Annotated in this window: 22 protein-coding genes and 2 tRNA genes; 11 read left to right on the plus strand and 13 right to left on the minus strand. The window is 62.4% G+C overall.

Annotated elements, in window-relative coordinates; all coding sequences use genetic code 11:
• Window positions 1-10 precede the first annotated feature (10 nt).
• The 3 genes from Q0248_RS07170 (at window position 11) to mutS (ending at window position 3,953) form a co-directional block, all read left to right on the plus strand.
• Window positions 11-595, plus strand: a complete 585-nt coding sequence (locus Q0248_RS07170) for an RsmD family RNA methyltransferase (RefSeq protein WP_299321062.1) — start codon at window positions 11-13, stop codon at window positions 593-595.
• Window positions 596-850: 255 nt separating this feature from the next.
• Window positions 851-1,225, plus strand: coding sequence for an acyl-CoA thioesterase (locus tag Q0248_RS07175; RefSeq protein WP_299321094.1), 375 nt, complete (start codon window positions 851-853; stop codon window positions 1,223-1,225).
• Between the two features lie 64 nt (window positions 1,226-1,289).
• Window positions 1,290-3,953, plus strand: coding sequence for a DNA mismatch repair protein MutS (mutS, locus tag Q0248_RS07180; protein ID WP_299321063.1), 2,664 nt, complete (start codon window positions 1,290-1,292; stop codon window positions 3,951-3,953).
• 196 nt (window positions 3,954-4,149) lie between these two features.
• Here mutS and Q0248_RS07185 read toward each other — a convergent pair whose 3' ends face one another.
• The 8 genes from Q0248_RS07185 to murC all read right to left on the minus strand — a co-directional run bounded on the left by Q0248_RS07185 (window position 4,150) and on the right by murC (window position 12,879).
• The gene (locus Q0248_RS07185) at window positions 4,150-4,821 is read right to left on the minus strand and encodes a hypothetical protein (protein WP_299321064.1); all 672 of its coding nucleotides are present in this window, start codon (window positions 4,819-4,821) and stop codon (window positions 4,150-4,152) included.
• 34 nt (window positions 4,822-4,855) lie between these two features.
• Complete coding sequence (locus Q0248_RS07190) at window positions 4,856-5,512, minus strand: hypothetical protein (protein WP_299321065.1); 657 nt, start codon at window positions 5,510-5,512, stop codon at window positions 4,856-4,858.
• Between the two features lie 802 nt (window positions 5,513-6,314).
• A complete protein-coding gene (locus Q0248_RS07195; RefSeq protein WP_299321066.1) occupies window positions 6,315-6,812 on the minus strand; it encodes a MoaF N-terminal domain-containing protein in 498 nt (165 codons plus the stop codon).
• Window positions 6,813-6,848: 36 nt separating this feature from the next.
• Entirely contained in the window at window positions 6,849-7,283 is a 435-nt protein-coding gene (locus Q0248_RS07200; RefSeq protein WP_299321068.1) for a BT0820 family HAD-type phosphatase, read from the minus strand.
• A 57-nt stretch (window positions 7,284-7,340) separates the two neighbouring features.
• Window positions 7,341-8,789, minus strand: a complete 1,449-nt coding sequence (ftsZ, locus tag Q0248_RS07205) for a cell division protein FtsZ (RefSeq protein WP_299321069.1) — start codon at window positions 8,787-8,789, stop codon at window positions 7,341-7,343.
• Between the two features lie 14 nt (window positions 8,790-8,803).
• On the minus strand, window positions 8,804-10,315 hold the full coding sequence (locus Q0248_RS07210) for a cell division FtsA domain-containing protein (protein ID WP_299321070.1): 1,512 nt from the start codon (window positions 10,313-10,315) through the stop codon (window positions 8,804-8,806).
• A gap of 6 nt (window positions 10,316-10,321) precedes the next feature.
• Window positions 10,322-11,500, minus strand: a complete 1,179-nt coding sequence (locus Q0248_RS07215) for a hypothetical protein (RefSeq protein WP_299321071.1) — start codon at window positions 11,498-11,500, stop codon at window positions 10,322-10,324.
• Window positions 11,497-12,879, minus strand: a complete 1,383-nt coding sequence (gene murC / locus Q0248_RS07220; protein WP_299321072.1) for a UDP-N-acetylmuramate--L-alanine ligase — start codon at window positions 12,877-12,879, stop codon at window positions 11,497-11,499. Before murC ends, Q0248_RS07215 begins: the two co-directional genes overlap by 4 nt.
• 887 nt (window positions 12,880-13,766) lie before the next feature.
• Here murC and Q0248_RS07225 point away from each other — a divergent pair.
• The 8 genes from Q0248_RS07225 (at window position 13,767) to Q0248_RS07260 (ending at window position 18,406) form a co-directional block, all read left to right on the plus strand.
• Window positions 13,767-13,856 (plus strand) — tRNA-Ser (locus tag Q0248_RS07225).
• Between the two features lie 20 nt (window positions 13,857-13,876).
• Window positions 13,877-13,949, plus strand: a tRNA-Phe gene (locus Q0248_RS07230).
• A 193-nt stretch (window positions 13,950-14,142) separates the two neighbouring features.
• A complete protein-coding gene (gene proS / locus Q0248_RS07235; RefSeq protein ID WP_299321073.1) occupies window positions 14,143-15,621 on the plus strand; it encodes a proline--tRNA ligase in 1,479 nt (492 codons plus the stop codon).
• Window positions 15,622-15,639: 18 nt separating this feature from the next.
• Window positions 15,640-16,113, plus strand: a complete 474-nt coding sequence (queF, locus tag Q0248_RS07240; protein ID WP_211788420.1) for a preQ(1) synthase — start codon at window positions 15,640-15,642, stop codon at window positions 16,111-16,113.
• Entirely contained in the window at window positions 16,110-16,994 is an 885-nt protein-coding gene (locus Q0248_RS07245) for a diacylglycerol kinase family protein (RefSeq protein ID WP_299321074.1), read from the plus strand. The genes queF and Q0248_RS07245 overlap by 4 nt, the downstream gene beginning before the upstream one ends.
• A 64-nt stretch (window positions 16,995-17,058) precedes the next feature.
• Window positions 17,059-17,268 carry a hypothetical protein gene (locus Q0248_RS07250; protein ID WP_211788418.1) on the plus strand — a complete coding sequence of 70 codons (210 nt, stop codon included), beginning with the start codon at window positions 17,059-17,061 and terminating at the stop codon, window positions 17,266-17,268.
• On the plus strand, window positions 17,265-17,705 hold the full coding sequence (locus Q0248_RS07255) for a nucleoside deaminase (protein WP_299321076.1): 441 nt from the start codon (window positions 17,265-17,267) through the stop codon (window positions 17,703-17,705). Before Q0248_RS07250 ends, Q0248_RS07255 begins: the two co-directional genes overlap by 4 nt.
• A 143-nt stretch (window positions 17,706-17,848) precedes the next feature.
• Window positions 17,849-18,406, plus strand: a complete 558-nt coding sequence (locus Q0248_RS07260) for an HD domain-containing protein (RefSeq protein WP_299321078.1) — start codon at window positions 17,849-17,851, stop codon at window positions 18,404-18,406.
• 768 nt (window positions 18,407-19,174) lie between these two features.
• Here the strand turns inward: Q0248_RS07260 and Q0248_RS07265 are convergent.
• The 5 genes from Q0248_RS07265 to yihA all read right to left on the minus strand — a co-directional run bounded on the left by Q0248_RS07265 (window position 19,175) and on the right by yihA (window position 25,538).
• Complete coding sequence (locus Q0248_RS07265; protein WP_299321079.1) at window positions 19,175-19,855, minus strand: hypothetical protein; 681 nt, start codon at window positions 19,853-19,855, stop codon at window positions 19,175-19,177.
• A gap of 102 nt (window positions 19,856-19,957) precedes the next feature.
• A complete protein-coding gene (locus tag Q0248_RS07270; protein WP_299321080.1) occupies window positions 19,958-21,739 on the minus strand; it encodes a 5'-nucleotidase C-terminal domain-containing protein in 1,782 nt (593 codons plus the stop codon).
• 5 nt (window positions 21,740-21,744) lie between these two features.
• Window positions 21,745-23,802 carry a methionine--tRNA ligase gene (metG, locus tag Q0248_RS07275; RefSeq protein WP_299321081.1) on the minus strand — a complete coding sequence of 686 codons (2,058 nt, stop codon included), beginning with the start codon at window positions 23,800-23,802 and terminating at the stop codon, window positions 21,745-21,747.
• A gap of 78 nt (window positions 23,803-23,880) precedes the next feature.
• Entirely contained in the window at window positions 23,881-24,924 is a 1,044-nt protein-coding gene (galE, locus tag Q0248_RS07280; RefSeq protein WP_299321082.1) for a UDP-glucose 4-epimerase GalE, read from the minus strand.
• Window positions 24,925-24,938: 14 nt separating this feature from the next.
• Window positions 24,939-25,538 (minus strand): ribosome biogenesis GTP-binding protein YihA/YsxC, encoded by a 600-nt coding sequence (gene yihA, locus Q0248_RS07285; protein WP_299321083.1) that lies wholly within the window; start codon window positions 25,536-25,538, stop codon window positions 24,939-24,941.
• Window positions 25,539-25,656 lie beyond the last annotated feature (118 nt).

The raw sequence follows: 25,656 nt of genomic DNA on the forward strand, positions 1-25,656 counted from the left end.
ATCATCAGCTATGCGCATCATAGGCGGGAAGTACAAGCGACGCCGCTTCGACGTCCCTAAGAGCTTCAACGCTCGTCCCACGACAGACTTTGCCAAGGAGAATCTTTTCAATGTCCTGCAGCAGTACCTCGACCTCGAGGGGCTCACGGCGCTGGATCTCTTCAGCGGTACGGGCAGCATCGCCCTCGAGCTGCTGAGCCGCGGCTGTAGCCGTGTCGTCGCCCTCGAGCAGCGGCGCGAGCACGCGCTCTTCATCCGCAGCGTGGTGCGCGAGCTGGGTGAGGAGCGCAGCCTGCAGGTGCTACAGGCCGATGTCTTCCGCTATCTGGCGACTGCCAAGGGCGGCGCGCAGTACGACTTTATTTTTGCCGACCCGCCCTACAAGCTCAGCGAGATTGCGACGCTCCCTGAGCTCATTCACGACTCAGGGCTGCTGCGTGCGGGGGGAGTCTTCGTCGTCGAGCACCCCGCGCAGTACGACTTCAGTGCCTTGCCTTACTTCAGTGAGCGCCGCATCTACGGCTCGGTGAACTTCTCCATCTTTGCCCTCGAGGACCCCGAGGAGGCGGAGGAAGACAGCGCCGAGGAGCCTTAGCCTAGGCCCGCCTAAGGAGCTCAGCGTGCCGAGCGCCCTCGCTTAGCCTCGCTGACTGATATCCCTCAGCGGCCTCAGGGCCGTCCCTCAGCGCGCTGACTGATATCCCTCAGCCTCCTGACGGATAGCTCGCATGCGGCCTCAGCCTTATCTCTCTTTGCCAGCGCCCCTAGACATGAGGGGCGCTGCCGCACTGGGGGCATTATTCATCTCTAGATACAGATACGAGCAGTGGACTACATCTATAGTCTCGATATGAAGGTGCGTGACTACGAGTGCGACCTTCAGGGCGTGGTGAACAACGCCAACTACCAGCACTACATGGAGCATACGCGCCATGAGTTCCTCGAGAGCCTCGGGGTCAACTTCGGCAAGATGCACGAGGACGGACTGGATGCCTTCGTCACCAAGGTGAGCATCTCCTACAAGAAGAGCCTGCGTAGTGGAGACCACTACCGCTCGGCGCTGCGCTGCGCTATGCGCCCGCCCAAGCTCGTCTTCTACCAGGACATCCTCCACACCGATGGTACGCTCGCCGCGCGCGGCGAGGTCGAGTGCGTCGTCGTGGACCACGGCCGTCTGACGCGTGGCGAGTTCTTCGCCGAGCTGCTCAAGGACTACCTAGGCTAAGCCGCGCCCTTACTCCTTTCCCCGCCTCCACCTCCCCTTATCCTCCCTCCAGCCCAGTACGACTATGGCCAAGAAAATCGCTGAGACGCCCTTGATGAAGCAGTATCAGGAGATCAAGAGCAAGCACCCCGACGCGATCCTCCTCTTCCGCGTGGGGGACTTCTACGAGACCTTCAGTGACGACGCCATCGCTGCCGCCGAGATCCTCGGCATCACGCTGACGCGCCGTGCCAATGGCGCCGCGATGTACGTCGAGCTGGCGGGCTTCCCCCACCATGCTCTGGACAGCTACCTGCCCAAGCTGGTACGCGCTGGCCGCCGCGTAGCCATCTGCGACCAGCTGGAGGACCCCAAGCTGACCAAGAAGCTCGTCAAGCGCGGCATCACCGAGCTCGTCACCCCAGGCGTCGTGCTCGGGGACAATGTGCTGAAGAATAAGGAGAATAACTATCTGGCCGCGCTCTACCTCGAGCCCGAGGCGGAGGGCGCGCTCTCGCTGCTGGACATCTCGACGGGTGAATACTTCGTCTCGGAGGGGCGCGCTGACTATCTCGACAAGCTCCTCTCCTCCTACCAGCCCAAGGAGGTGCTGGTCGACCGACGCTACCGCGCGCTGCTCGACCAGCGCTTCAGCTACCGCGGCTTCGTCTACGAGGTGGAGGACTGGACCTTCGCCCTGGAGAACAATAGGCGCAAGCTCCAGCAGCAGTTCGGCCTGCAGAGCCTCAAGGGGCTCGGCCTCGAGCACAAGCCGCGCTCCATAGCCGCCGCGGGTGCCATCCTCAATTACCTCGAGCTGACGAGCCACACCGAGCTGGGGCACCTCACCACCCTCAGGAGCATCGAGCGCCTGGAGACCATGCGCTTGGATAGCTTTACCTTCCGCAGCCTCGAGATCCTGCAGCCGATGAATCGGCAGGAGGGCAAGAGCCTCCTCGACGTCCTCGACGCGACGCAGACCCCCATGGGCGGGCGTATGCTGCGCCGCTGGCTCTCCTTCCCGCTGCTGGAGCTCAGCGCGATCCAGCAGCGGCAGCGCGTCGTCTCGCAGCTCTACCATGAGGCCGAGCTCCGCCGTAGCATCGCCGAGCTGCTGCGCGGGATCGGTGACCTGGAGCGCCTGACGGCCAAGGTCGCCGTCGGGCGCATCTCGCCCCGCGAGGCGCGTATGCTGGCCACGACGCTCGCCACCTGCGAGCAGCTGCGTAGCCTCACCAGCCTCGTCCCTTGCCCTGAGCTCGTGGCGCTCACCGAGGCCATCGACCCCTGCCCCGAGCTGCGTGCTGACCTGGAGCGCACGCTGACGGCCGAGCCCCCCGCAGCCCTAGGCCGCGGCGAGGTCATCGCCCCAGGTATCTCCCCCGAGCTCGACGAGCTGCGCCGCCTCTCCTCCCACGGCAAGGAGTACCTGCTGGAGCTGCAGCAGCGCGAGAGTGAACGCACCGGCATCCCTTCGCTCAAGGTGGCCTATAATAATGTCTTCGGCTACTACATCGAGGTACGCAATACGCACCGCGACAAGGTCCCCGAGGACTGGACGCGTAAGCAGACGCTGACCTCGGGCGAGCGCTACATCTTCCCCGAGCTCAAGGAGTACGAGGAGAAGATCCTAGGGGCGGAGGACAAGATCTCCAGCCTCGAGGCGCAGCTCTATACGGCGCTGCTGCAGCGCATCGCTCGCTACATCCAGCCCCTGCAGCAGGACGCGCAGCAGCTGGCGCGCCTGGACTGCCTCACGGCACTGGCGGAGACGGCCGTCACGCACCGCTACGTCTGCCCCGTCGTGGACGAGGGGACGCGCATCGACATCCGTGCGGGGCGCCACCCCGTCATCGAGGAGCAGCTCCCCTTCGGGCAGAGCTACGTCCCCAATGACGTCCTGCTGGACCAGCAACAGACGCAGATCATGGTCATCACGGGGCCTAATATGAGCGGTAAGTCCGCCCTGCTGAGGCAGACGGCACTCATCACGCTGCTCGCCCAGATCGGTAGCTTCGTCCCCGCCGAGGCCGCCCATATAGGTATCGTAGATGGTATCTTCACCCGCGTCGGAGCCTCGGACAACATCTCCCGCGGCGAGTCCACCTTCATGGTCGAGATGCAGGAGGCGGCGAGCATCCTCAATGGTCTGACCGACCGCAGCCTCATCCTCTTCGACGAGCTCGGCCGTGGTACCAGCACCTACGACGGTATCTCCATAGCCTGGGCCATCATCGAGTATCTGCACGACAACCCTGTGGGCAGACCCAAGACACTCTTCGCCACGCACTACCACGAGCTCAACGATCTGGAGGGACGCCTGGAGCGCGTCAAGAACTTCAACGTCTCAGCGCGTGAGATCGAGGGCAAGATGCTCTTCCTCCGTAAGCTCGTCCCTGGGGGCAGCGAGCACAGCTTCGGGATCCAGGTCGCCCGCCTCGGGGGGATGCCGCAGTGCATCACCGAGCGCGCTAGCGAGATCCTCGAGCAGCTCGAGACGGCGCATATCCACGAGGAGACGGGGCTCGGTGCCGAGGTTCGGGTGAAGCGCGCCAAGGCACCACAGCCTGCTGCCAACGCCGCCGCTACCCGCGTCGAAGGCGTGCAGATGAGCTTCTTCCAGCTGGATGACCCCGTGCTCTCCGACATCCGCGACCGGCTGCTGGAGGTCAAGATCGAGCAGCTGACGCCCCTCGAGGCCCTCAATAAGCTCAGCGAGATCCAGTCCTTGCTCAAGGTCCCCAAGTAAGCCTCCAGTATAACTGCCCTACGCCTTAGAAAGCAAAAACGATAGCCCCCAAGTCCGCACACTGACGGACTTGGGGGCTATCACTTTAGCTTTTGGAGGCTTTCGCTTTTGGGGTCTATAGTGTTGCATTTCCAGCTTGAAGAACCCACACTCGAAGCGTAGGCGTGCTGCGTCAGCAGGACCTCAGCCGTATCAGCTACCTCCCCGAGAACCCACACTCGTAGCGCACGTGTGCTGCGTCGGGATGCATGGTGTCAATATAGATGACGAGGACGATGCGGTACTTATAGTAGCGCTGCTCCTTGGGCTCGTACTCCACGGCGTAGAGGTTGGGGTGCTGGTAGCGGTACAGCTCGCCGATACCATAGATTAATATCCCATTGGGGTGCCTCGGTCGAGGTAGACGATAGGGCTTAAGGAACTTGTCGATCTGCTTCATGGGGATGAAGTGTAGCGCCTTGTACTCCTCGGCGCTAATCTCTACAGCAGGATACTTGTAGTAGAGGTAGTACCAGTCATCTTTTGTCGCGTTGATATGCCAGCACCGTGGAGTATAGACAAAGTAACTCTGACAGGAGTACTTGATGAGCTTAGCGCTATCCTGTGGGTACTTTTGAGTTTCATCATATTTTGCCCAGATAGGGAAGTCTCTAGGGCGCACTTTTGTTTCATCGGGTACGATCTTCCCTAGCTTGATGTAGCGTATAGGCCCAACGGGCAGAGGGACAGGCGTCTGTACATATTTCTCGTACACCGTGTCGGGGATTAGTCTGTGTTCCCGCTCCATTTCGCCAAGACGTATCTGCCCGAGCGCGTTACCGCAAGTCACCAGCATCGCGCCGAGCGCAAGGATGTGTTTAGCCTGCATATTATTATAGAGATTTCCATTGGAGAAGTCGCTGCTACTCCTCGAAGTGTAGGCGGGCCGCGTTGGGATGCATGGTATCAATGTAGATGACGAGCACGATGCGATACTTGTAGTAGCGCTGCTCCTTGGGCTCGTACTCCACGGCGTAGAGGTTGGGGTGCTGATAGCGGTACAGCTCGCCGATACCATAGATTAATTTCCCATCGGGGTGCCTCGGTCGAGGCAGCCGATAGGGCTTAAGGAACTTGTCGATCTGCTTCATGGGGACGAAGTGTAGCGCCTTGTACTCCTCGGCGCTAATCTCTACAGCAGGATACTTGTAGTAGAGGTAGTACCAGTCATCTTTTGTCGCGTTGATATGCCAGCACCGTGGAGTATAGACAAAGTAACTCTGACAGGAGTACTTGATGAGATTAGCGCTATCCTGTGGGTACTTTTGAGTTTCATCATATCTTGCCCAGATAGGGAAGTCTCTAGGGCGTGCCTTCTTCCTCTCGAGAATAGGCCAAGCCTTAAGATAGTACATAGGCCCGACAGGCAGAGGGACAGGCGTCTGCACATAGCTCTCGTACACCGTGTCGGGGATTAGTCTGTGTTCCCGCTCCATTTCGCCAAGACGTATCTGCCCGAGCGCGTTACCGCAAGGCGCCAGCATCGCGCCGAGCGCAAGGATGTGTTTAGCCTGTATCATCTCTAGAAGTAACATTTAATATAGTGAGCGGCTATCATCCCATGCGCTGCATCCTTGCATCCGCAGTTGGCGAAACTCTTGCAGGCTTAGAGGCTTGCTCTCTGAGCCCCTGTCGTCCCCCATACTCGTGGTGCGGGCTGCGTGCAGCGGGCTGGGCTCCTCGGCTCGAGTGCGCCCTGTAGCGATGTTCATGCCTTTTATATTTATAGCTGTGTAGCTCCTTAGGGGCAGGGGCTCTAGGTGCCTCTGCCCTAGTTGGGTAGTAGTCTGTCACAAAGTTAATCTTTCTGCTGGATAAGGATGCGCATCGCTCCTCGGGCGTGAATGCCCGCTGGGTATCCGCTCCCCTCCCTATCGGTGTGCTCCTCTCGTGTGTGCGATGCTGGGCACGCTCCCCTACATGGGTCAGCGTCGTCAGCTCCGAGCAGAGAAGGCTGAGCTACGCTCAGGTGGAAGCGGATGGCCCCAGGGGAGTCCGCAGCTGTAGCCCTATGCCCTCAGCGCTCTGACCGATATCCCTCGGGAGGCAGACTGCCGCCCATCAGGGCGCTGACTGATATCCCTCAGAAGGCCTCCCCCTATGGGGCTACATCGCTGCGGCTGGCCTTGCCCTCCTCGTGACAGCTAGGCCTCACTACCCCAAAAGGAAAGGAGCGCTATACCGTCTCCCCTCGGCCCGTAGGCTGGGGGAGCAGGTATAGCGCTCCTTCTGTTTGCTTGGGTAGCTCCCTCTCTCGGGGGCTTTGCCTCGCTGGGTTAGGTCCTCGGGCTGTCGCTACGAGGTATTCCCGCTCGGAGATGGCTACTCAAGGAGGACGTGGGTAGCGTCCTCGATCTGTGCGATGCGCCCAGTCAAGACAACCGTCTTGCGCTCGCGGCGGTCATGCGAATAGACGTTGGAGTTGATGAAGGCCTGGCAGGTGCGTGCCTTGAGGTCAAGCACCTGGCTGATGGTCGTCCCATCGGCCTCCACCCAGTTCACGAAGAAGATATGAGGCTCGATATGCTGTGCATGATACCTATCCTCGCCCTCCTTCTCGCCGTGGACAGAGTCCCGCGAGAGCCAGTGTAGGTGACGGTCCGAGAGGTACTCCACGATGGAGCTATTCCCATCGAAGGAGAAGTGTAGGCGCTTCCCCACGAGCGTCGTATCACTGCTCTGTGGGGGCTCAGCGGCCACGGTATCTGTGAGCGTGGGCTCTGGCTCGACGGTGGGCTGCTGCTCCGTGCTCGTCCCCGTGGGAGCGTGGCAGGCGCAGAGCCCAAGGGCCAGGGCTAAGCTCGAGAAGAGTCGTCGCATAGCCTGAATCTAAATAGTAGATGAATACAAGGCGGACTACTTCGCCCCGAAGATACGGGCGAAGAAGCCAGGGCGCTCGCGCTCCGTCACCTCTCCGCTGGTCAGGAGCCCCCAGTCGGCCTCCAGAGCCTTGCCCTCGCTGATGCGGTGGTAGATGGTGCCCCAGTCAGGGAGGCCGCCGAAGCTACGGTCATCGATGAAGAGATCGGCCTTGAGCTTGCGTGAATAGCCTTCCCCCGTGCTGTCCTCCTCGGGGAAGTCACGGTTGATGGCGTAGAACTCTACGCCTCGGGCACGGCACCACTCGACAGCCTCGTCGAGCAGCTCGCCTTCGCGCACTGTCCAGAGGATAAGGCGGTGCCTATCCTGGATCAGCATACGCAGGGTAGAGGTGGCAAAGGGGATCTCTTCCCCAATCTTGGGATAGCGATGGCGTACAATGGTGCCATCGAAGTCCACAGCGATGATCATATACGGTAGATGTGAATAAAAAGGGAGGGTACGATTACCTGTCTGCTGCTGAGCCTCCTAGAAGCGGATGACCTGGGACTCGTCGTCCTCGGCTGGCTGCTCCTGGGGCTGGGCATCACGCGCGGCCTCGCTGGGCACGGCGGATACCGAGGGTCGATCCTGGGCCTCGGCCTCTGGGATCGAGCTGTAGGCGCTCTGCGGCTGCCAGGCGGCAGCGGCGAGCGTGTCGCTACTCTGGGTAGCGATGCGCACAGGACGAAGCTCGTCCTGCTCCGTGCGCTTGCGGTCGAAGATGGTACGGTCGCGCTTGAGCGGTGACTGCTCCTCGAGGATGAGGATGAGGTCCTCGTCGTCGAGCTCTGCAAGGCGTAGGTAGAGGGGAGCTGCCTGACGGTTGGAGACCGCCTTCTTGCCGTAGATCTCGGCGATGCGCTTGTCCTCCTCCTTCTGTCGCTTGGCAGCGTCGGCAGCCTCGAAGCTATGGCTGTCGGTCTTGCTCACGAAGTCGTTGTAGTCATCCTCATTGTAGTCGAAGCCCGAGGCCAGGATGGTCACGGCCACCTGATCCCCTAGGTCGTCACGCGTGGCATAGCCCCAGATGACGCGCACCTGGTCACTGAAGCGCTCGGTGAAGAGGCGTACCTCCTGGAGCTCGCCCGTGCTGAGTGGGCTGCTGCTGCTCTGGTAGACGTTCAGCAGGAGCTTGTTCGCCAGGTGGACATTCTTATTGTTCAGCAGCGGTGAGCGTAGGGCCTCCTCGATGGCGCGGGCGATACGCCCCGTACCTGAGGCCATACCCGTATTGATGACGGCCACGCCCCCAGCCTTGAGCGTCTCCTCGACGTCGGCGAAGTCAAGGTTCATCTTCCCCGCGATGTTGACGATGTCGGAGATCCCGCGCGCCGCCCAGCTCAGGGTGTTATCGGCCATCTCGAAGGCCTTGTCGAGCTCGAGATTGGGGTAGACCTCCAGTAGGCGCTCGTTGTTGATCACCAAGAGGGCGTCCACGTGCTTGCGCATCTCGTCGACGCCGCGCAGGGCCTGGAGGATCTTCTGCTTGCCCTCGAAGAGGAAGGGAATGGTGACGATGCCCACTGTCAGGAGCCCGGCCTCCATGGCGACGCGCCCTACGACGGGGGCTGCCCCCGTACCTGTGCCGCCGCCCATACCTGCGGTGATGAAGACCATGCGCGTATCGTCGCCCATCATCGCGCTGCGGATCTCGTCGACGCTCTCCTCAGCTGCCTCGCGAGCTACCTCGGGGCGGTTGCCCGCGCCGAGCCCGCGGGTGCGGTTGGGCCCGAGCAGCACGCGATGCTCTACACTATTATTGGAGAAGGCCTGCCTATCGGTATTGCACACCAGGAAGGATACCCCACGCACAGCGCCCTGGCTGTGCATCATACTCACGGCGTTACCACCGCCCCCGCCTACGCCTACGACCTTGATTAGCTGGGGGATTGTATTCTCTTCGTACATAAAGTCTATGCTACCACGTTCTGTCATACCTCGGCTCGCTGCTAGCGGTGGATCTCACCGTCGTCCTCATCCTCATCGTCATCCTCTGGGTGCTCCTCGGGGGCAAGGGCCTTGGTTAGCTTGCCCCATACGTTGGAGAGCCACTGCGAGGTGCTGCCGCCCTTCTTGCCTGTGCGTTCCTCGGTCTCTTCGTGCTCCTCGGCCTCCTCGAGGTAGTTGCTCAGCTTCTGGTCGAGGGGCTCGAAGGTAAAGTCGTCGGCCGCGCGCTGCGGCTCCTCGGCGGGGGCTGCATACGGCGTCGTGGCGGTAGGAGTGGGCTCGGGCTCATCCTGCATGAAGGTGTCGAGGTCGCGCAGCTGGTAGCTGACGCCCGACTTCTGCGCCCACCACGCGAGCGCCAGCTCGGACATGTAGTCGCCGAGGTAGTTGATGCCGCCCGTGGAGCCGTCCTGCTGCAACTCCAGCCGCTCGTCGTAGACCTCACGGCGGAGCGTGCCGCGGCGGTACTCGAAGTTGAGCTGCTCGAGCGTCTCATAGAAGAAGTGCGTGCGCGTGACGCCGCCTGCGAAGACCAGTCCGCGCGAGACGTTGGCCTCGTTGCCCGACTCGTGGATGAGGTGGACACAGTTCCACAGCAGCTCCCGCACACGGGCGTCGACGAAGCGATTGAGCTCCAGGCGGTCGATGCGGATCGCCTTGCCGCTCTCTGGGCTCATGCGCTCGATGATCTCGCCGCGAGGGATGGAGGTGTCCATAGAGCCTTCGCTGATCTTGAGCAGCTCGGCGTCCTTCTCCAGCAGCGGGGTGGGGAGGCTGGTGAGGTCACGCGTGACGCACTGCCCGCCCAAGGGGATGATGAAGAGCCCCTGCAGGAGGCGCTCCTTGTAGATGGCGATGGAGGTGGTGCCTCCGCCCATGTTGATGTAGGCACAGCCCAGGGCACTCTCCTCGGTGGTGAGGGTAGCGCGTGCCTCGACGAGCGGTGCGGGGAGGGTGCCCAGCAGCTGGAGCTCGAGGCGTGCGATGAGCTCCTCGATATGTGCCAGGATGTTCTGCCGCACGACGATGACCTTGTACTGAGCCTCGATGCGACGACCCATGACGCCGCGGGGGGTATACTCACGGCGGCCGTCCACGAGGTAGCGCGGGTCGGTGATGGCGAGGATGCGCTGCCCCTCGTAGTGGGCCTGGTCTACCTGCTCACGTAGGGCCTCGAGGTCGGCCTGCTTGATCTCGCGGGGCTCGGAGCCCAGCTGGAGCGAGGCGGTGAAGGTCTCGGAGTGCATGCTGCGGCAGTCGAGCCCGACGTAGACGCCCTGGATGGAGGCATCGTCAGAGAGGTGGCTCGTCAGCTCGTCGACGATCTGAGTGATGTAGCGTGCGGCAGCGTCCATATTGTGGATACAGCCCTGACGTATCGCGCCCGCGGCGGGGACGCGGCAGGCGTGGATAGGGCGTACACGGCCATCGCTGTGCTTGCGCGCTAGGATACCGGAGAGCCAGCTGCTCCCGATATTGATCACGACAAAGATATCTTCTCTTCCTTCGTTCATATCGTCTTAGTGCTTGGGTTGCTTTGCTGTGGGCTTCTGCTTGCTGTGCTTGGTGTGGGGCTCTGCCGAGGGCTTCTTGGGCTCCTTGGTGGGGGCCTTCTTGGTGGGCGCTGCGGCGGGGCTCTTCTTAGGCTCCGCCTTGCGGGGCTCGGCCTTGGCGGACTGCTGCTTAGGTGCGGAGTCTTTCTTATGCTCGGGCTTAGCCTCCTTCTTGGGCTCCTTGCGAGGCTCCTTTTTCGCTTCTTTCTTCGCCTCCTTCTTGGGCTCCGCCTTGTGTGGCTCGGCCTTCTTGACTTCGCTCTTCTTGGGCTCGGCCTTGGTGGGTGCGGGCGTCACGACCTGGGGTGAGGCGGCGGTGCTAGGCTGCTGGTGGCTGGCACTCGGGCTGCGGCGCTCGCCCTCCTCGTCCAGCTCCTCCTCTAGGGCAGGGTAGCGCTCGGCGGCTACCACCTGCCCCTCGTAGTCGAGCTTGACGTAGCTGAAGGCGTTCATCCCACGGCGAGGCAGGACGCTCGCGGCGAAGATACGCCATTTGCGCAGCTTCTCGGCCCAGTTGCCGCCCTTGCCGAGGATGAGCTCTGTGGTGCCTACGCGGGGGATCATCACGATGCCGCGCTGGGGCGAGACCTGCAGCTGGCCGTAATAGTCGCGGTAGTAGCTGTCAGCCTGGAGCGTGCAGAAGAGATCATAGACCTCCTGTCTGGCGTACTGCTCGCTGAGGGTGCCTGTGACTAGCGGGAGGTAGGAGGCGAAGTGCGTCGAGCCCTTGATGATGCCGCGCCCCTCGGTGACGTAGTAGCTCGCTCCTCGGTCGTCGATGACGAGGAAGTAGGGGTTCTTCTCCTCGACGCGGATCTTGACCGAGTGCGTGGCGGGGGCGACGTAGGCCGATACCTTATCGTAGATCCCGAGCTCGGTGAGGCTGCGCTCGATGCGCCTGAGGTCGATGGAGTCGAGCTTCTGCCCCTTGAGACGGATGCCCCGACGGCTCAGCTCGCCGATGACCTGCTGCTCGGTGAGGAAGCGTGGGCTGCTCGCGCCGCGGCTGGAGACCTCGACGACGATGTTGCGGCAGGCTTCGCTCGAGATGCTAGGCCCAGGGTTGAGGACGAAGTAGACGAGCGCCCCCAGTAGGACGAGCGCTAGCAGCGCGATGAGTATGTTCTGTATCCAAGCGCGCTTCATAGCTGCTGCTCTAGCCAGTGGGCTACCTGGGGGACCAGGCGGTCTATATCACCCGCGCCGACCATCAGCGTGACCTCGGGCAGGATGCCGCGCGCCTCGAGGAAGGGCAGCAGCTCCGTCTTGGGCAGGACAGCCAGTGGGGGGCGCTTCATCGCCTGAGCGATCAGCTGGCTCGTGACGCCCTCTATGGGGCGCTCGCGGGCAGGGTAGATGTCCAGCAGGATCACCTCGTCCAGCTGGTCGAGGCTGTGGGCGAACTCGCGGTAGAAGTCCTGAGTACGGCTGTAGAGGTGCGGCTGGAAGATGCCGAGGATGCGCCTGTCGGGGTAGAGTTGACGTACCGAGCGGATGCTGGGATCAAGCTCCCCAGGGTGGTGGGCATAGTCGTCGATGAGCACGCAGCGGGGTGTATTGACCACGCGGTCGAAGCGGCGGTACACGCCCTGGAAGGAGGCGATGGCCTCCGCGAGCTCCTCGAGGCTAGCGCCACAGAGGTAGGCTACGGCGAGGGCTGCCACGGCGTTCTCCACATTGACTAGGAGGGGCACGCCGAGCTCTACGCGCAGGACGCCGCCCGCACGCCCCTCGAGGGCAGGGTAGTGCCAGTCGAAGAAGAGACGCCCCTCGGTGATCTCGACCGCGTCGTAGCCGAAGTCCACGCGCTCACTGACGTTGCCGTAGCGGTAGAGGCGTGTCCCCGGCTGTAGGTGCGGGGTCAGCGCGATGCCCTGACGCATCACCAGCGCACCCTCGGGGTCGATGAGGCTGGTGAAGTGCTCGAAGCTCTCGCGGTAGGCCGCAGGCGTGTGGTAGATGTCCAGATGATCGGGGTCGGCCGAGGTCACGATGGCCATGTAGGGCGCTAGGTGATGGAAGGAGCGGTCGTACTCGTCGGCCTCGATGACGGCGTAGTCGCTGTGGTCGCTGATCAGGAGGTTGGTGCGGTAGTTGTTGGAGATACCGCCGAGGAAGGCGTGACAGCCCACGTGGCTCTGGTGCAGCAGGTGCGCCAGCATGGTGGAGGTCGTCGTCTTGCCATGTGTGCCCGCGACGCAGAGTCCGCGCTCGCGGCGGGTGAGCTCACCCAGCAGCTCGGCGCGCTTGATCACACGATTGCCCTGAGCGCGGTAGTAGCATAGCTCGCTATGATCCTGCGGTATGGCTGGGGTGTAGACGACGAGGGTGTCCCGCCCGCGCCAAGCCTCGGGGATCAGCTCCACGCTGTCCTCGTAGTGTATGGCCGCACCCTCCTGCTCGAGGGCCGCTGTGAGCGGTGAGGGGGTCAAGTCGTAGCCGGCGATGGCGTCGCCCTTGCTGAGGAAGTAGCGGGCGAGGTTGCTCATCCCTATTCCTCCTATACCGATAAAATATAAGTTCATACGCAGTACTACTTTTCCTTATTTATACAAAGATACAAAAGTTATAGGCAGGAGCGTGGGGACCTTTGTCCGAGCGCTCCGTCCTCCCTAGTCCCTGCCTCCTGCCCTCCCTTGTGTCTAAACATTGTGATGGTCTAAGGCGCTCATATTCTAGGCTTAAGTCGTTGAGCTCCGCCTGCAGCCTAAGGGGGGGTAGTGGCTAAGTCGGGACGCAGCCGCGCCCCTCCTCGGGCAGAGCTGCGAAGGAAGTCTACCCACCTCGTGCCCCTCCTCGGGTAGAGGCACGAAGGAAGTCTGCCCACGTTGCAATCCTCCTCAGACAGAGTTTCCAGCCAAGTCCGCCCGCGCTGTGCCCCAAGTCCGCCCGCGTTGTGCCCCAAGTCTGCCCAGGCAAAGTAATATAATAATCAGCCGTCCCCCTTATCCCTCAGCGCGCTGAGGGATAAGGGGGACGACGAGAAGTAATATAATAAATCCCGCTCCCCCTTAGGTCTCCCTCTCCCGCCTCCTTGCTCAGCGCTTGCTACCCCTTAGCTCGGAGCTAGCTCCGCCTTTGGTTGTGCTACCCTTCGCTTTACAAAAGGCCATTGCCTCATACAGGTAGGTATCTTCTTCATAGGAGCTACTTAATAATGTACGCGCGCGAAGAGGGGAGGACTCGTCGGCTTGGGGTGGGGTATTGTAACTTGATCTTGGGGCTGTGTGGTCACGCTGTGCGCCTTGGCGAGGCTTGCCGATCAGGGCTTCGCTTGTACTTCGGTGGGGGCTGCTCGGAGCTAGGGGAGGGAGCTTGGCTGGCGGGGCCGTCGGCAGGCCGAGAGCAAAGTATTTGCATAAGTCGAAAAAGCGTATTATCTTTGCAGTGCAATTCAGCAGCAGAATGCGATGGAAGTGTGGGTGAGTGGCTGAAACCAGCAGTTTGCTAAACTGCCGTACGGGCAACCGTACCACGAGTTCGAATCTCGTCGCTTCCGCCACGGATTGCAAACATTGCGATGGTGCCATAGCTCAGTTGGTAGAGCAAAGGACTGAAAATCCTTGTGTCCCCGGTTCGATTCCTGGTGGCACCACAGAAGGGCAAGTGTCTCATGACGCTTGCCCTTTTGCTTTGCCGAGGGCTGAGGCGCGCCGAGACTGTGGCTCTAGCCGCCCTTCGCCTCCCTCCCCCGAGGCTGGCTGCAGCGCCCTAGCACGCTAGGCCTCCCCGAAAAGTCGTACCTTTGTCCCTCAAGATAATAGCGATACAAGGCATCAATACCGATAATGGCAAAAGAACTCAAAGAACTCACCTCGCGTAGCGTCGACTACTCGCAGTGGTATCAAGATCTCGTCATCAAGGCCGACCTAGCCGAGAGCAGCGCCGTACGTGGCTGCATGGTCATCAAGCCCTACGGCTATGCGATCTGGGAGCGCATGCAGCGCCAGCTCGATGATATGTTCAAGGAGACGGGGCACTACAACGCCTACTTCCCCCTCTTCATCCCCAAGAGCTTCCTCAGCCGCGAGGCTGACCACGTGGAGGGCTTCGCTAAGGAGTGCGCGGTCGTCACCCACTACCGCCTCAAGACGAGCCCCGACGGTGGGGTCGTCGTCGACCCCGAGGCCAAGCTGGAGGAGGAGCTGATCGTACGCCCCACCTCCGAGACCATCATCTGGAATACCTACAAGGGCTGGATCCAGTCCTATCGTGATCTGCCCATCCTCTGCAATCAGTGGGCGAACGTCGTGCGCTGGGAGATGCGTACGCGCCTCTTCCTTCGTACCGCAGAGTTCCTCTGGCAGGAGGGGCATACGGCGCACGCCACGCGTGAGGAGGCCGAGGAAGAGGCTATCCGCATGGTCAACGTCTATGCTGACTTCGCCCGTGACTTCCTCGCCGTACCCGTGCACGTAGGGGTCAAGAGTGCCAACGAGCGCTTCGCTGGGGCGGTCGAGACCTATACCATCGAGGCGCTGATGCAGGATGGCAAGGCGCTGCAGAGCGGTACCTCGCACTTCCTCGGGCAGAACTTCGCCAAGGCCTTCGACGTGACCTTCACGACCAAGGAGGGCAAGCAGGAGCTCGTCTGGGCTACCTCCTGGGGGGTCTCCACGCGTCTGATGGGTGCGCTCATCATGGCGCACTCGGACGATAACGGCCTCGTCCTGCCGCCCAAGCTCGCCCCGCATCAGGTCGTCATCGTACCTATATATAAGAGCCTCGAGCAGCGCGACGAGATCACGGCGCACATCCAGCCCCTGCTCTCCGAGCTCAAGGCCAAGGGCATACGCGTCAAGTACGACGATGCCGACAACAAGAAGCCCGGGTGGAAGTTCTCCGAGTACGAGCTCAAGGGCGTACCCGTGCGCCTAGCACTCGGTGCTCGTGACCTAGAGCAGGGCACCGTCGAGGTAGCGCGCCGCGACACCCTCACCAAGGAGACGCACGCCCTCGAAGGCATCGCCGACTACATCGCCCAGCTGCTCGAGGAGATCCAGCACAACATCTATCAGAAGGCCCTCGACTACCGCGAGTCCCATACCATCAAGGTGGACAGCTACGAGGAGTTCAAGGAGAAGATCGAGGAGGGGGGCTTCATCCTCGCCCATTGGGACGGCACGCCCGAGACCGAGGAGCGCATCAAGGCCGAGACTAAGGCGACCATCCGCTGTATCCCGCTTGAGGGCGACAAGACCCCCGGCGTCTGCATGGTCACGGGCAAGCCCTCCAAGCAGCGCGTCCTCTTCGCACGAGCTTATTAACCCCTTAGCCCCTATCCTATGGCCAGCATACGTGACGGCGAGAACGAACTCTCGCTCCTCGGCTCCAAGACCACGGTCTACAGCCAGGACTACGCCCCAGAGGTCCTCGAGGCCTTCACCAACAAGCATCAGGAGAACGACTACTGGGTGCGCTTCCATTGCCCCGAGTTCACCAGCCTTTGCCCCATCACCGGTCAGCCCGACTACGCGACGATCTACGTCAACTACATCCCAGACGTGCGTATGGTGGAGAGCAAGAGCCTCAAGCTCTATCTCTTCAGCTTCCGTAACCACGGCGCCTTCCACGAGGACTGTGTGAACATCATCATGAAGGACCTCATCAAGCTGATGGATCCTCGGTACATCGAGATCGTGGGGGACTTCACGCCCCGCGGCGGGATCAGTATCCTGCCCTACTGCAACTACGGTAGGCCAGGGACGAAGTATGAGGAGCTGGCTGCCCAGCGCCTAGCTACACACCCCGTGAGATGAAACGAGCATTAGCAATCATCAATCCTATATCGGGGACGGGCTCCAAGCGCTCCGTCCCCGAGCTCCTAGGGCGTGCCTATCAGGACACGCCCTTTGAGCTTTTCTTCACCTACACTCGGGAGGCGGGGCATGCCGAGGAACTGGCACGTCGTGCGGCTGCTGAGGGCTACGACCACGTCCTCGCCGTCGGTGGAGACGGTACGGTCAATGAGGTCGCACGCGGCCTGCTGCATAGCTCCACAGCCCTAGGGATCATCCCCAAGGGATCGGGCAATGGGCTGGCACGCACGCTGGGCATCCCGATGAATGCCGAGCAAGCGATCACCGCTCTGGTAGGGGCACAGCGTGCCAGCATCGATGCCTGCCAGGTGGGGGATCGTCCCTTCTTTTGCACCTGTGGGATGGGCTTCGACGCTGCCGTCAGCTGGAGCTTCGCCGAGGCAGATAGGCGTGGGCCGATGACCTACCTACAGACGATGGTCTCCGAGTACCGTAGCTTCAGCCCCGACAGCTACCGTGTGACCCTCGATGAGGGCGAGCCCTTCGAGACGGAGGCCTTCGTCCTCGTCCTAGCCAATGCCTCGCAGTATGGCAATAATGCCTACATCGCTCCCGCGGCTGACCTATCGGATGGGCTCATTGATCTGGCGATCATACGCCCCTTCCCCGTCCTAGAGGCCGCCGTCGTGCTCGGTGACCTCATGCTAGGCCGCCTCGAGGGCAACAAGCACTACGAGACGCTGCGCGCCCGCCGCGTCCGTATCGAGCGCAGCGCGGCTGGCCCTGTGCATCTCGACGGGGAGCCCTTCGAGCTGGGCGCTACCCTCGAGGTCGAGGTGCTGCCGCTCGCCCTTCAGGTGCTTCTGCCGCCGCAGTCCTAGTCACGTTCTCCCTTTCCCTCCCCCTTATCCCTGCTTCTTCCCCCCCTCCTTTCCCCTCTTCATCATGCGCCCTCCGAAGAAAGAGCGGCTGCGCCGCACCCGCAGCCTGACCGTCCTGCTCAACGAGCGGGAGTACAAGGCTATACAAGACCATTGCCGTGAGCGTAAGGTCGCCTGCCGCTCGGAGTGGGTGCGCCTGACGCTGATGAAGGAGATCTTCCACGAGCACATGCTGCACGCCCCGACGCTCTTTACCGAGGAGGAGATGCGATGAGCCAGCAGGAGGATGAGCGCTATATGCGCCTAGCGCTCGAGGAGGCGCAGCTGGCCTATGAGTCGGGTGAGATCCCCATCGGGGCGGTCGTCGTCTGTGACGACCGCGTCATCGCTCGGGCGCATAATGAGGTCGAGCGTCTCAGCGACCCGACGGCTCATGCTGAGGTGCTGGCGGTGACGGCTGCCACGCAGTATATGGGGAGCAAGTTCCTCGGGGACTGCCGCCTCTACGTGACGATCGAGCCCTGCACGATGTGCGCGGGTGCGCTGCACTGGGCGCGCCTCAGGGAGGTCATCTATGGGGCAAGTGAGGAGAAGTTCGGCTACCAGCGCTACGCCCCCGAGATCTTCCCCCGCGCGACGAAGGTGCGCGGCGGCGTGCTCGCCGAGGAGGCGCGTGCCCTGATGCAGTCCTTCTTCCGCGCCCGTCGCTAGCGGCCTAGGGGAGAGGTCCCGCCCTACGCCCCGCGGCTACTCTCAGCGAAGTCCCGAGCCTCCTGGCCAGCTGCTCAGATCTAATCACGACCTTAGCCGGAGGCCCTTCCCCCTATCCCTTGATTCAGCCCCCACGCATACGTATGAATACCCTAGAGCTCATCCACCGCTACTACACCCCAGGCACCGAGCAGGAGGAGATCCTGCGCCGCCATAGTGAGGACGTCACCCAGCTGGCGCTGCGCCTGGTGGACGCTCATCCCGAGCTAAACCTCGACCGAGCCTTCGTCGCCGAGGCGGCGATGCTGCACGACATCGGCATCTACCTCACCGACGCCCCCGGCATCCATTGCACGGGGGAGGCACCCTATCTGCTCCACGGCTATCTCGGGGCCGAACTGCTGCGCTCACTTGGTCTGCCGCGCCACGCTCGTGTCGCCGAGCGCCACACGGGCAGCGGCCTGACCCGCGAGGAGATCGCCGCCCACGCGCTGCCCTTACCCGAGGGCTGCTATATGCCCGAGACGCTGGAGGAGCAGGTGATCTGCTATGCGGACAAGTTCTTCTCCAAGACCAAGCTCGGGCAGCAGAAGAGCCTAGAGAAGGTGCGTAAGGGCTTCGCCAAGCATGGCGAAGCAGCGCTGGAGCGCTTCGACGCGCTGCACGAGCGCTTTGGTGCGGGGCTGGACTTCATCGTCTAGCGTCTAAGACGCCCTGAGCAAGCAAGCCCATCGGGGCGCGCTGCAGGTAGGAGGCTACTTGCGGCGCGCCCCGACGGGCTTTTTGTGTCTTGGCCTTGGCGAAGCGCTAGCCTAAGCTCGCGAGGAGCGGCCAAGCGGAAGCAGAGCGAGGCAACAGCCTCATCCGACCCTATGTGAGGGACATCCCTCAGCTCCTTGACTGCTATCCCTCAGGCGGCTGACTGCCGTCCCTTAGTGGCCTGACTGCTATCCCTCAGGAGCGCCTTCCCTTAGCTGTAGCCTTGGCTGGGCTGTCGTCGCTCTATTGCCCGAACTGAGGCCTCATCCAACCTAGGTAAAGGAGCACCATACTTTGGCCTCAGCCATGGGAGGGCGGACGAGCTTAGTTCGCCTTTCCTGCTGGCTTATTTAGAGGAATAGGATAAACCTCAGCGGGGCGATCCCATCAAAGCCCAGGGTGCGTAGCCCTGCAAGGGCGATCAAACCCTGGGTAGGTAGAGGTATAAGGAACAGAGCCCTACAGGGGCGACCCTCAGGATCTTCGTAGCATCGTAGTCGCACGATGCAAACTTCTCGCTTGATCATCCTGAAGATCGCCCCTGTAGGGCTCGTTGCGTATTTGGTATGCTTTTACCCAGGGTTTGGTCGCCCTTGCAGGGCTACGCACCCTGGGCTTTGATGGGATCGCCCCGCTGGTGCTTGCACGGCCGCTTTTCCTTGGCTAATCGAAGTATATGCTTGGGGGGAGTAGCTCGGTGGTGGGGAGCTTTAGTCGCTGGTCTGCTCCCAGCTGAGGAGGACGCGCAGGGAGGAGGCGCTCAGACGAAGGTCACGTAGCGCCTTGCGTAGAGGAGGCAGAGGTGGCTCGCTGCCGAGGTGATGCAGGTAGCGGAAGAGTTCTTCGGCCGAAGGGTAGCGCGGGCTGTCGTCGTAGCCGCGCTTGAAGCCCATCCGCAGCCCCTCCTGCATGAGGCAGCACTGCGGCAGCTCGGCGATGAGGGGGAGCGGGAGGCCCTGCCGCTCGGCTTCACTCTGGAGCTGCCTGAGGTGGTAGGCTAGGTGATGCCCCACGAGCGTGAGCTGAGGCTGCAGCACGCGGCTCAGCCGCTCGAGGGCTTCGCTCGGGGCGATGGCTTCGGCTCGGTAGCAAGGCTCGGAGACCTGCTGGAGCTGGCGAAGCGCCTCGCTGCGCTCGCCCGTCTGCTGGAGCATGTAGCTCTCCTCACGGAGGCACTGCCCCGACGCGTCCAGCAGCTGCCAGCCGAGGGCGAAAAGAGGGGAGACGAAGTCCCCATCCGCATCTTCCTCGTCGATCAGCTCCATCGCCTCGGTGTCCAGTACAAGGTAGCGGGCCTCCCCCGAGTGGGGCTGTGGAGGGGCTAGCTCAGCTGCGACCAAACGAACGATCCCCGAAGCGGCAGCCGCTCGGCTGCGCTTCAGGGATTGCATTTCTTGACGGAGGCTCTGCTGCGTCCTTAGTCTCGTCCCGAGCTGCCGCACCAGCAGCAGAAGGATTAGGAGGATTAGACCAAGGAGCAGTAGCATGGCTCGCTAGTGCTGCTCGCGGGGGAAGAGGAAGCGGCGGTCGCGTACGGCGGCCTCCTTAGCCCAAGCCTCGGGCAGGAACTTCCAGTTCTCGGGATTCACGGGGCGCACGCTGCGGTGGCGGCGGAAGAACTCCGCCAGGTGGTAGACCTGGTCGTGGGAGGTGGCGTAGACGATGCGCTTCGGCAGCTCCTCCTTGGGGATGCCAGCGCCCGTGGTGAGCATGCCGCCCGCACCGCCTGCACGATAGGAGTTCACCGCCACACGGTAGCGGCGCTCGAGGTCGAAGGGCTCGCTGTGCCCCGTCAGCCTAAGGATGGTCACGCGCTGACCCTCGGGCTTGGTGAGGTCGACGAGGTAGTCGATGCCCTGAGCGGCACTGTAGTTGAAGGTCGGGACAGCTGTCTTGTAGTGGTCGCTCTCCTTAGCCCCAGGGCGTAGACGGATGAGGTGATCCTCGGCCGAATGCATCTCTGCGGCCCAGCCTGCGTAGGAGTGCTCGAGGTAGCCCTTGATCTCGCGCCCCGTCAGCTCCATGGCGTAGAGGTAGTTGGAGAAGGGGCAGAACTTGAACAGGTCACGCATGTAGACCTTGCCCGCAGGCAGCACGGCGCTCGGCTTGAGCGGGGCGGCGAAGGAGATCTCCGCCTGCACGTTCTCCAGCTGCATGCGGTGGATGATGTCCATGTAGGGCGAGGTGCCGAAGAGGGCATCGACGCCACGTACCTCGGCCTCCAGCGTACCGACTTCGCTGGCGAGGTAGTCCTTGACGGCACGCTCCTCACGGGCGAAGGCCTGGAGGAAGGCTGGGTCTGGAGCTACGCCTTCGAGGGAGATGAAGCTGGGGCGGAGCTCCTTGGCGATGACCTTGCCGCCCTGCTTGCGCACCGTGATCTGGATGTCGGAGACGCGGTCGAGGTGGTTGGCAGGGTTGATCAGGAGGACGGAGTCGTGGCTACTGCCCTTGGGATGGAGCCAGGTCAGCTCCTTGCGGTGGTCGTGCCCCACGAGCAGGAGGTCGATGCCTGGGACTCCTTCGCCTAGAGCTCGGCCAGCGTTCTCGAGGTAGTCGGGATTGTCATTCTCCAGCCCCGAGTGCATGAGTACGACGAGGAAGTCAGGGCGCTCAGACTGCTGGATGCGCGGGATCCAGTAGCGTGCCGAGACGAGGATATCGTCGAAGTGTAGGCCCTTCCACAGATGCTCGGGTACCCACTGCGGGATGGCGGGCGTGGTGAAGCCGAGGACGGCGATGCGCAGGCCTGAGCGCTCGAAGATCTGGTAGGGCTTGAAGTAAGGCTTGCCCGTCCGATCCGAGATGATGTTGGCACCGAGGAGAGGGAACTTGCACTCGCGCGCCCAGCGATCGAAGACCTGATGCCCAGGCTCGATGTCGTGGTTGCCCATCGCTACGGCGTCGTAGCGCAGGTAGTTCATCGAGGTGGCGATGAGGTGAGGCGTCACGCTGTCTACGTAGTTGTAATAGTAGGCGGGGGGCTCGCCTTGCAGGAGGTCACCCGCGTCCAGCAGCAGGGCCTCGGGCGACTCGCGGCGCACCTGCTGCATGACGGTCGAGAGGCGTGCCATGCTGCCCGTGCCGGGGCGGTCGTTGAGGAAGTCGTAGGGGTAGACGTTGCCGTGGATGTCGCTCGTGTGGATGATGCGCAGCTGGTGCACGCTGGGCTTGCTGCCGCTGGTGTGGCGTCCCTGGGCCTGGGCCTCAGCGCCCCAGGAGAGGGCGCTGAGGAGGCAGACGAGGGTGAGGAGGCTACGGAGGCTCTTGATCATAGCTCTTACTTGATGGGGCTACCAGGGGCGACGAGCTCGGCGGGCGTGACGAGGCGCAGCTGCCCTGTCGTGTAGTCCTCGGTGGAGAGGATCATGCCCTGGGACTCGATGCCGCGGAGCTTGCGTGGGGGGAGATTGGCGATGAAGCACACCTGACGGCCTACTAGCTCCTCGGGAGCGTAGTACTGAGCGATGCCCGAGACGATGGTGCGACCACCGAGGCCGTCGTCGATGCGGAACTGTAGGAGCTTGTCTGCCTTCGGCACCTTGGTGCACTCCAGCACGGTACCTACGCGGAGGTCGAGCTTGGTGAAGTCGTCGAAGCTGATGTCCTCGGCTACCGCAGGGGCGGGCGTAGCTGCGGCCTCGGCTGCGGCGTTGGCCTCCTTGGCGGCCTGCAGCTTGGCGATCTGCGCCTCGATGACGGCGTCCTCGATCTTCTCGAATAGGAGGCTAGCCTGTCCCAGCTGGTGGCCGACGGGGAGGAGCTCGCTACTGCCGAGCTCGGCCCACTCGGGCTGCTCGATCTGGAGCATCTCGCGGAGCTTGGCGCTGCTGTGAGGGAGGAAGGGGGCGAAGGCCGTGACAAGGTTCGCCGTGATCTGCAGCGAGATGTTGAGGATGGTCGCTACGCGCTCCATGTCGGTCTTGGCGAGCTTCCAGGGCTCGGTGTCCGCCAGGTACTTGTTCCCTAGGCGGGCGAGGTTCATAGCCTCCTTGAGGGCCTCGCGGAAGTGGAAGCTGTCCAGCTCGCGCTCTATGGCCTCGCGGACCTCGGAGAGGCCTCGGAGCGTCTCGCGGTCGAAGTCGGTGAGTGCCCCGCGGGCAGGGACCTTACCGTCGAAGTACTTGTCTGTCAGCACGAGGGCACGGTTGACGAAGTTGCCGAAGACGGCTACGAGCTCGTTGTTGTTGCGTGCCTGATAGTCGCGCCAGGTGAAGTCGTTGTCCTTCGTCTCGGGGGCGTTGGCCGTCAGCACGTAGCGCAGGACGTCCTCCTTACCGGGCAGCTCATCGAGGTACTCGTTGAGCCAGACGGCCCAGTTGCGACTGGTGGAGATCTTGTCCCCCTCGAGGTTGAGGAACTCGTTGGCAGGCACGTTCTCGGGCAGGATGTAGCTGCCCTCAGCGCGGAGCATGGCGGGGAAGACGATGCAGTGGAAGACGATGTTGTCCTTGCCGATGAAGTGCAGCAGGCGCGTGTCCTCATCCTTCCACCACTGCTCCCAGCTCTCGGGCAGCAGTTCCTTGGTATTGGAGATATAGCCGATGGGCGCGTCGAACCACACGTAGAGCACCTTACCCTCAGCTCCCTCTACGGGCACGGGGATCCCCCAGTCGAGGTCGCGGCTCACGGCGCGGGGCTGCAGGCCGCCGTCCAGCCAGCTCTTGCACTGGCCATAGACGTTGCTCTTCCACTCCTTGTGCCCCTCGAGGATCCACTCCTTGAGGAAGGCCTCATGTCGGTCGAGCGGCAGGTACCAGTGGCGGGTCTTGCGTAGCTCGGGCGTGGCGCCAGAGATGGCACTGCGGGGCTGGATGAGGTCGGTGGGGCTTAGTGTGGAGCCGCAGCGCTCGCACTGGTCGCCGTAGGCGTGCTCGTTCTGGCAGCGGGGGCAAGTCCCGGTGATGTAGCGGTCAGCGAGGAACTGCTGTGCCTCGGGGTCGTAGTACTGCTCGCTCTCCTCCTCGATGAACTCGCCCTTGTCGTAGAGCTTGCGGAAGAAGGCCGAGGCATGCTCGCGGTGCGTGGCACTGGTGGTGCGGCCGTAGATGTCGAAGGTCATCCCGAAGCGGGCGAAGGAGTCGCGGATGATGCCGTCGTAGCGGTCGACGACGTCCTGCGGACTGACGCCCTCCTTCTTGGCCTTGATGGTCACGGGCACGCCGTGCTCGTCGCTGCCGGAGACGAAGAGCACCTCCTCGCCCTTGAGCCGGAGGTAGCGGGCGTAGATGTCGGCAGGGATGTAGACCCCTGCGAGGTGCCCGATGTGTACGGGGCCGTTGGCATAGGGCAGGGCCGCGGTGATGAGGGTACGCTTATAGTTCTTCTTATTGTCCATCTATCGTATATCTATACACGGCACACGTGAGGACAGGTCATCCCTATCCCCACGTGTGTCCATGCGTTCGTTAGGCTATTACTTCTTCTCTGCCAGGCGCAGCTGCCAGGCCCATGCCGAGCGCAGCGTGTCGCCTAGGGTCTCCTTGGCCTCCCAGCCGAGGACGGTATTGGCGTGCTTGGGGTCGGCCCACACCTGCTCGATGTCGCCCTCGCGGCGGCCTACGATCTTGTGTGGTACCTTGACGCCCGTCACGGCCTCGAAGGTGCGGATCAGCTCCAGGACGCTGACGCCGCGACCCGTGCCGATGTTGAAGGTCTCCAGGCGCTCGCTGCCCTTGCTGTCGTCGAGGATGCGCTCTACGGCGCAGACGTGGGCCTTCGCCAGGTCTACTACGTTGATGTAGTCACGGATGCAGCTGCCGTCGGGCGTGCTGTAGTCGTCGCCGAAGACGCTCAGCTCCTGGCGGATGCCTGCTGCCGTCTGGGTGAGGTAGGGGATGAGGTTCTGGGGGACGCCGTTGGGGAGCTCACCGATCAGCGCGCTGGGATGGGCACCGATGGGGTTGAAGTAGCGCAGGCGTATGACCTTGTAGGGGGCGCCAGCGTAGACGACGTCGCGCAGGATCTCCTCGTTGATCTGCTTGGTGTTGCCATAGGGCGAGAGGGCCTCCTGGATGGGGGCGTCCTCGGTGACGGGCAGGTGCTCAGGGGAGGGCTGTCCGTAGACGGTGCAGGAGCTGGAGAAGACGATGCCGCGCGTGCCGTGGCGCTGCATGGTCTCCAGCAGGACGATCAGCGAGAGGAGGTTATTGCGATAGTAGAGTAGCGGCTTCTGTACGGACTCACCTACGGCCTTGCTAGCGGCGAAGTGGATGACGCCCTGGATGCTGGGGTGCGCAGAGAAGATGCGCTCCATCGCCTCAGCATCGTTGCAGTCAGCCTCGTAGAAGGTGGGGCGTACGCCCGTAATGGCTTCGATACCGTCGAGGACGTCGGCACTGGAGTTGGAGAGGTTATCTATGCTGACGACTTCGTAGCCTGCCTGGATGAGCTCCACGCTGGTGTGTGAGCCGATGTAGCCCGTCCCGCCCGTGACGAGGATCGTTCCTTTAGTTGCCATAGTAGTGTGTGCTATTATTGTAATGTATGGTTGATGCTATCGATGTAGTCCAGCAGCTCCTCGCGTCCGAGGCGCTCCTCGCTGGAGGTGACGAAGATGGGAGGCAGCTCCTCCCACTGCTCTAGGAGCTTTGCCTTGTAGGCTTCCACATTGGCTGCCAGCCTACCCTTGCTCAGCTTGTCAGCCTTGGTGAAGACCAGGGCGAAGGGTACGCCGTGCTCGCCGAGCCAGGAGACGAACTCGAGGTCGATCTTCTGCGGCTCGTGGCGGCAGTCCAGGAGGACGAAGAGCGAGACGAGCTGCTCGCGCTCCAGCACGTAGTCCTCGATCATACGCTTCAGCCCCTCGCGGCCGTCCTTGCTGAGGCGTGCGTAGCCGTAGCCGGGGAGGTCCACCAGAAGCCAAGCCTCGTTGATGAGGAAGTGGTTGATGAGCTGGGTCTTCCCTGGCTTCTGCGAGGTCATGGCGAGGCCTTTCTTCCCCGTGAGCATGTTGATGAGGGAGGACTTCCCGACGTTGGACCGCCCGATGAAGGCATATTCGGGCAGGCGACTGTCGGGGCACTTACGTACCTGGCTGTTGCTGATGACGAAGGTGGCGCTCTTGATGATCATTACGCTTGGGGGTGCTATTCCTTTGGGACAAAGATACGTCATTGCCGTTACATAGGAGCGGGGCGCCTTGGTGCGCACCCTAGCCTCCCCTCGTACGCGCGCCTATATACTATGGTGT

The organism is uncultured Porphyromonas sp., from assembly GCF_938046015.1.
Classification (GTDB): domain Bacteria; phylum Bacteroidota; class Bacteroidia; order Bacteroidales; family Porphyromonadaceae; genus Porphyromonas.

Coding starts and splice junctions, on each gene's coding strand:
- Q0248_RS07210 (WP_299321070.1), bottom strand. CDS start 10,315: ATGAACGAAGGAAGAGAAGATATCTTTGTCGTGATCAATATCGGGAGC.
- Q0248_RS07195 (WP_299321066.1), bottom strand. CDS start 6,812: ATGCGACGACTCTTCTCGAGCTTAGCCCTGGCCCTTGGGCTCTGCGCC.
- yihA (WP_299321083.1), bottom strand. CDS start 25,538: ATGATCATCAAGAGCGCCACCTTCGTCATCAGCAACAGCCAGGTACGT.
- murC (WP_299321072.1), bottom strand. CDS start 12,879: ATGAACTTATATTTTATCGGTATAGGAGGAATAGGGATGAGCAACCTC.
- galE (WP_299321082.1), bottom strand. CDS start 24,924: ATGGCAACTAAAGGAACGATCCTCGTCACGGGCGGGACGGGCTACATC.
- proS (WP_299321073.1), top strand. CDS start 14,143: ATGGCAAAAGAACTCAAAGAACTCACCTCGCGTAGCGTCGACTACTCG.
- Q0248_RS07260 (WP_299321078.1), top strand. CDS start 17,849: ATGAATACCCTAGAGCTCATCCACCGCTACTACACCCCAGGCACCGAG.
- mutS (WP_299321063.1), top strand. CDS start 1,290: ATGGCCAAGAAAATCGCTGAGACGCCCTTGATGAAGCAGTATCAGGAG.
- Q0248_RS07250 (WP_211788418.1), top strand. CDS start 17,059: ATGCGCCCTCCGAAGAAAGAGCGGCTGCGCCGCACCCGCAGCCTGACC.
- Q0248_RS07215 (WP_299321071.1), bottom strand. CDS start 11,500: ATGAAGCGCGCTTGGATACAGAACATACTCATCGCGCTGCTAGCGCTC.
- metG (WP_299321081.1), bottom strand. CDS start 23,802: ATGGACAATAAGAAGAACTATAAGCGTACCCTCATCACCGCGGCCCTG.
- Q0248_RS07175 (WP_299321094.1), top strand. CDS start 851: ATGAAGGTGCGTGACTACGAGTGCGACCTTCAGGGCGTGGTGAACAAC.
- Q0248_RS07200 (WP_299321068.1), bottom strand. CDS start 7,283: ATGATCATCGCTGTGGACTTCGATGGCACCATTGTACGCCATCGCTAT.
- Q0248_RS07265 (WP_299321079.1), bottom strand. CDS start 19,855: ATGCAATCCCTGAAGCGCAGCCGAGCGGCTGCCGCTTCGGGGATCGTT.
- Q0248_RS07170 (WP_299321062.1), top strand. CDS start 11: ATGCGCATCATAGGCGGGAAGTACAAGCGACGCCGCTTCGACGTCCCT.
- Q0248_RS07270 (WP_299321080.1), bottom strand. CDS start 21,739: ATGATCAAGAGCCTCCGTAGCCTCCTCACCCTCGTCTGCCTCCTCAGC.
- Q0248_RS07255 (WP_299321076.1), top strand. CDS start 17,265: ATGAGCCAGCAGGAGGATGAGCGCTATATGCGCCTAGCGCTCGAGGAG.
- Q0248_RS07190 (WP_299321065.1), bottom strand. CDS start 5,512: ATGATACAGGCTAAACACATCCTTGCGCTCGGCGCGATGCTGGCGCCT.
- Q0248_RS07245 (WP_299321074.1), top strand. CDS start 16,110: ATGAAACGAGCATTAGCAATCATCAATCCTATATCGGGGACGGGCTCC.
- queF (WP_211788420.1), top strand. CDS start 15,640: ATGGCCAGCATACGTGACGGCGAGAACGAACTCTCGCTCCTCGGCTCC.
- Q0248_RS07185 (WP_299321064.1), bottom strand. CDS start 4,821: ATGCAGGCTAAACACATCCTTGCGCTCGGCGCGATGCTGGTGACTTGC.
- ftsZ (WP_299321069.1), bottom strand. CDS start 8,789: ATGACAGAACGTGGTAGCATAGACTTTATGTACGAAGAGAATACAATC.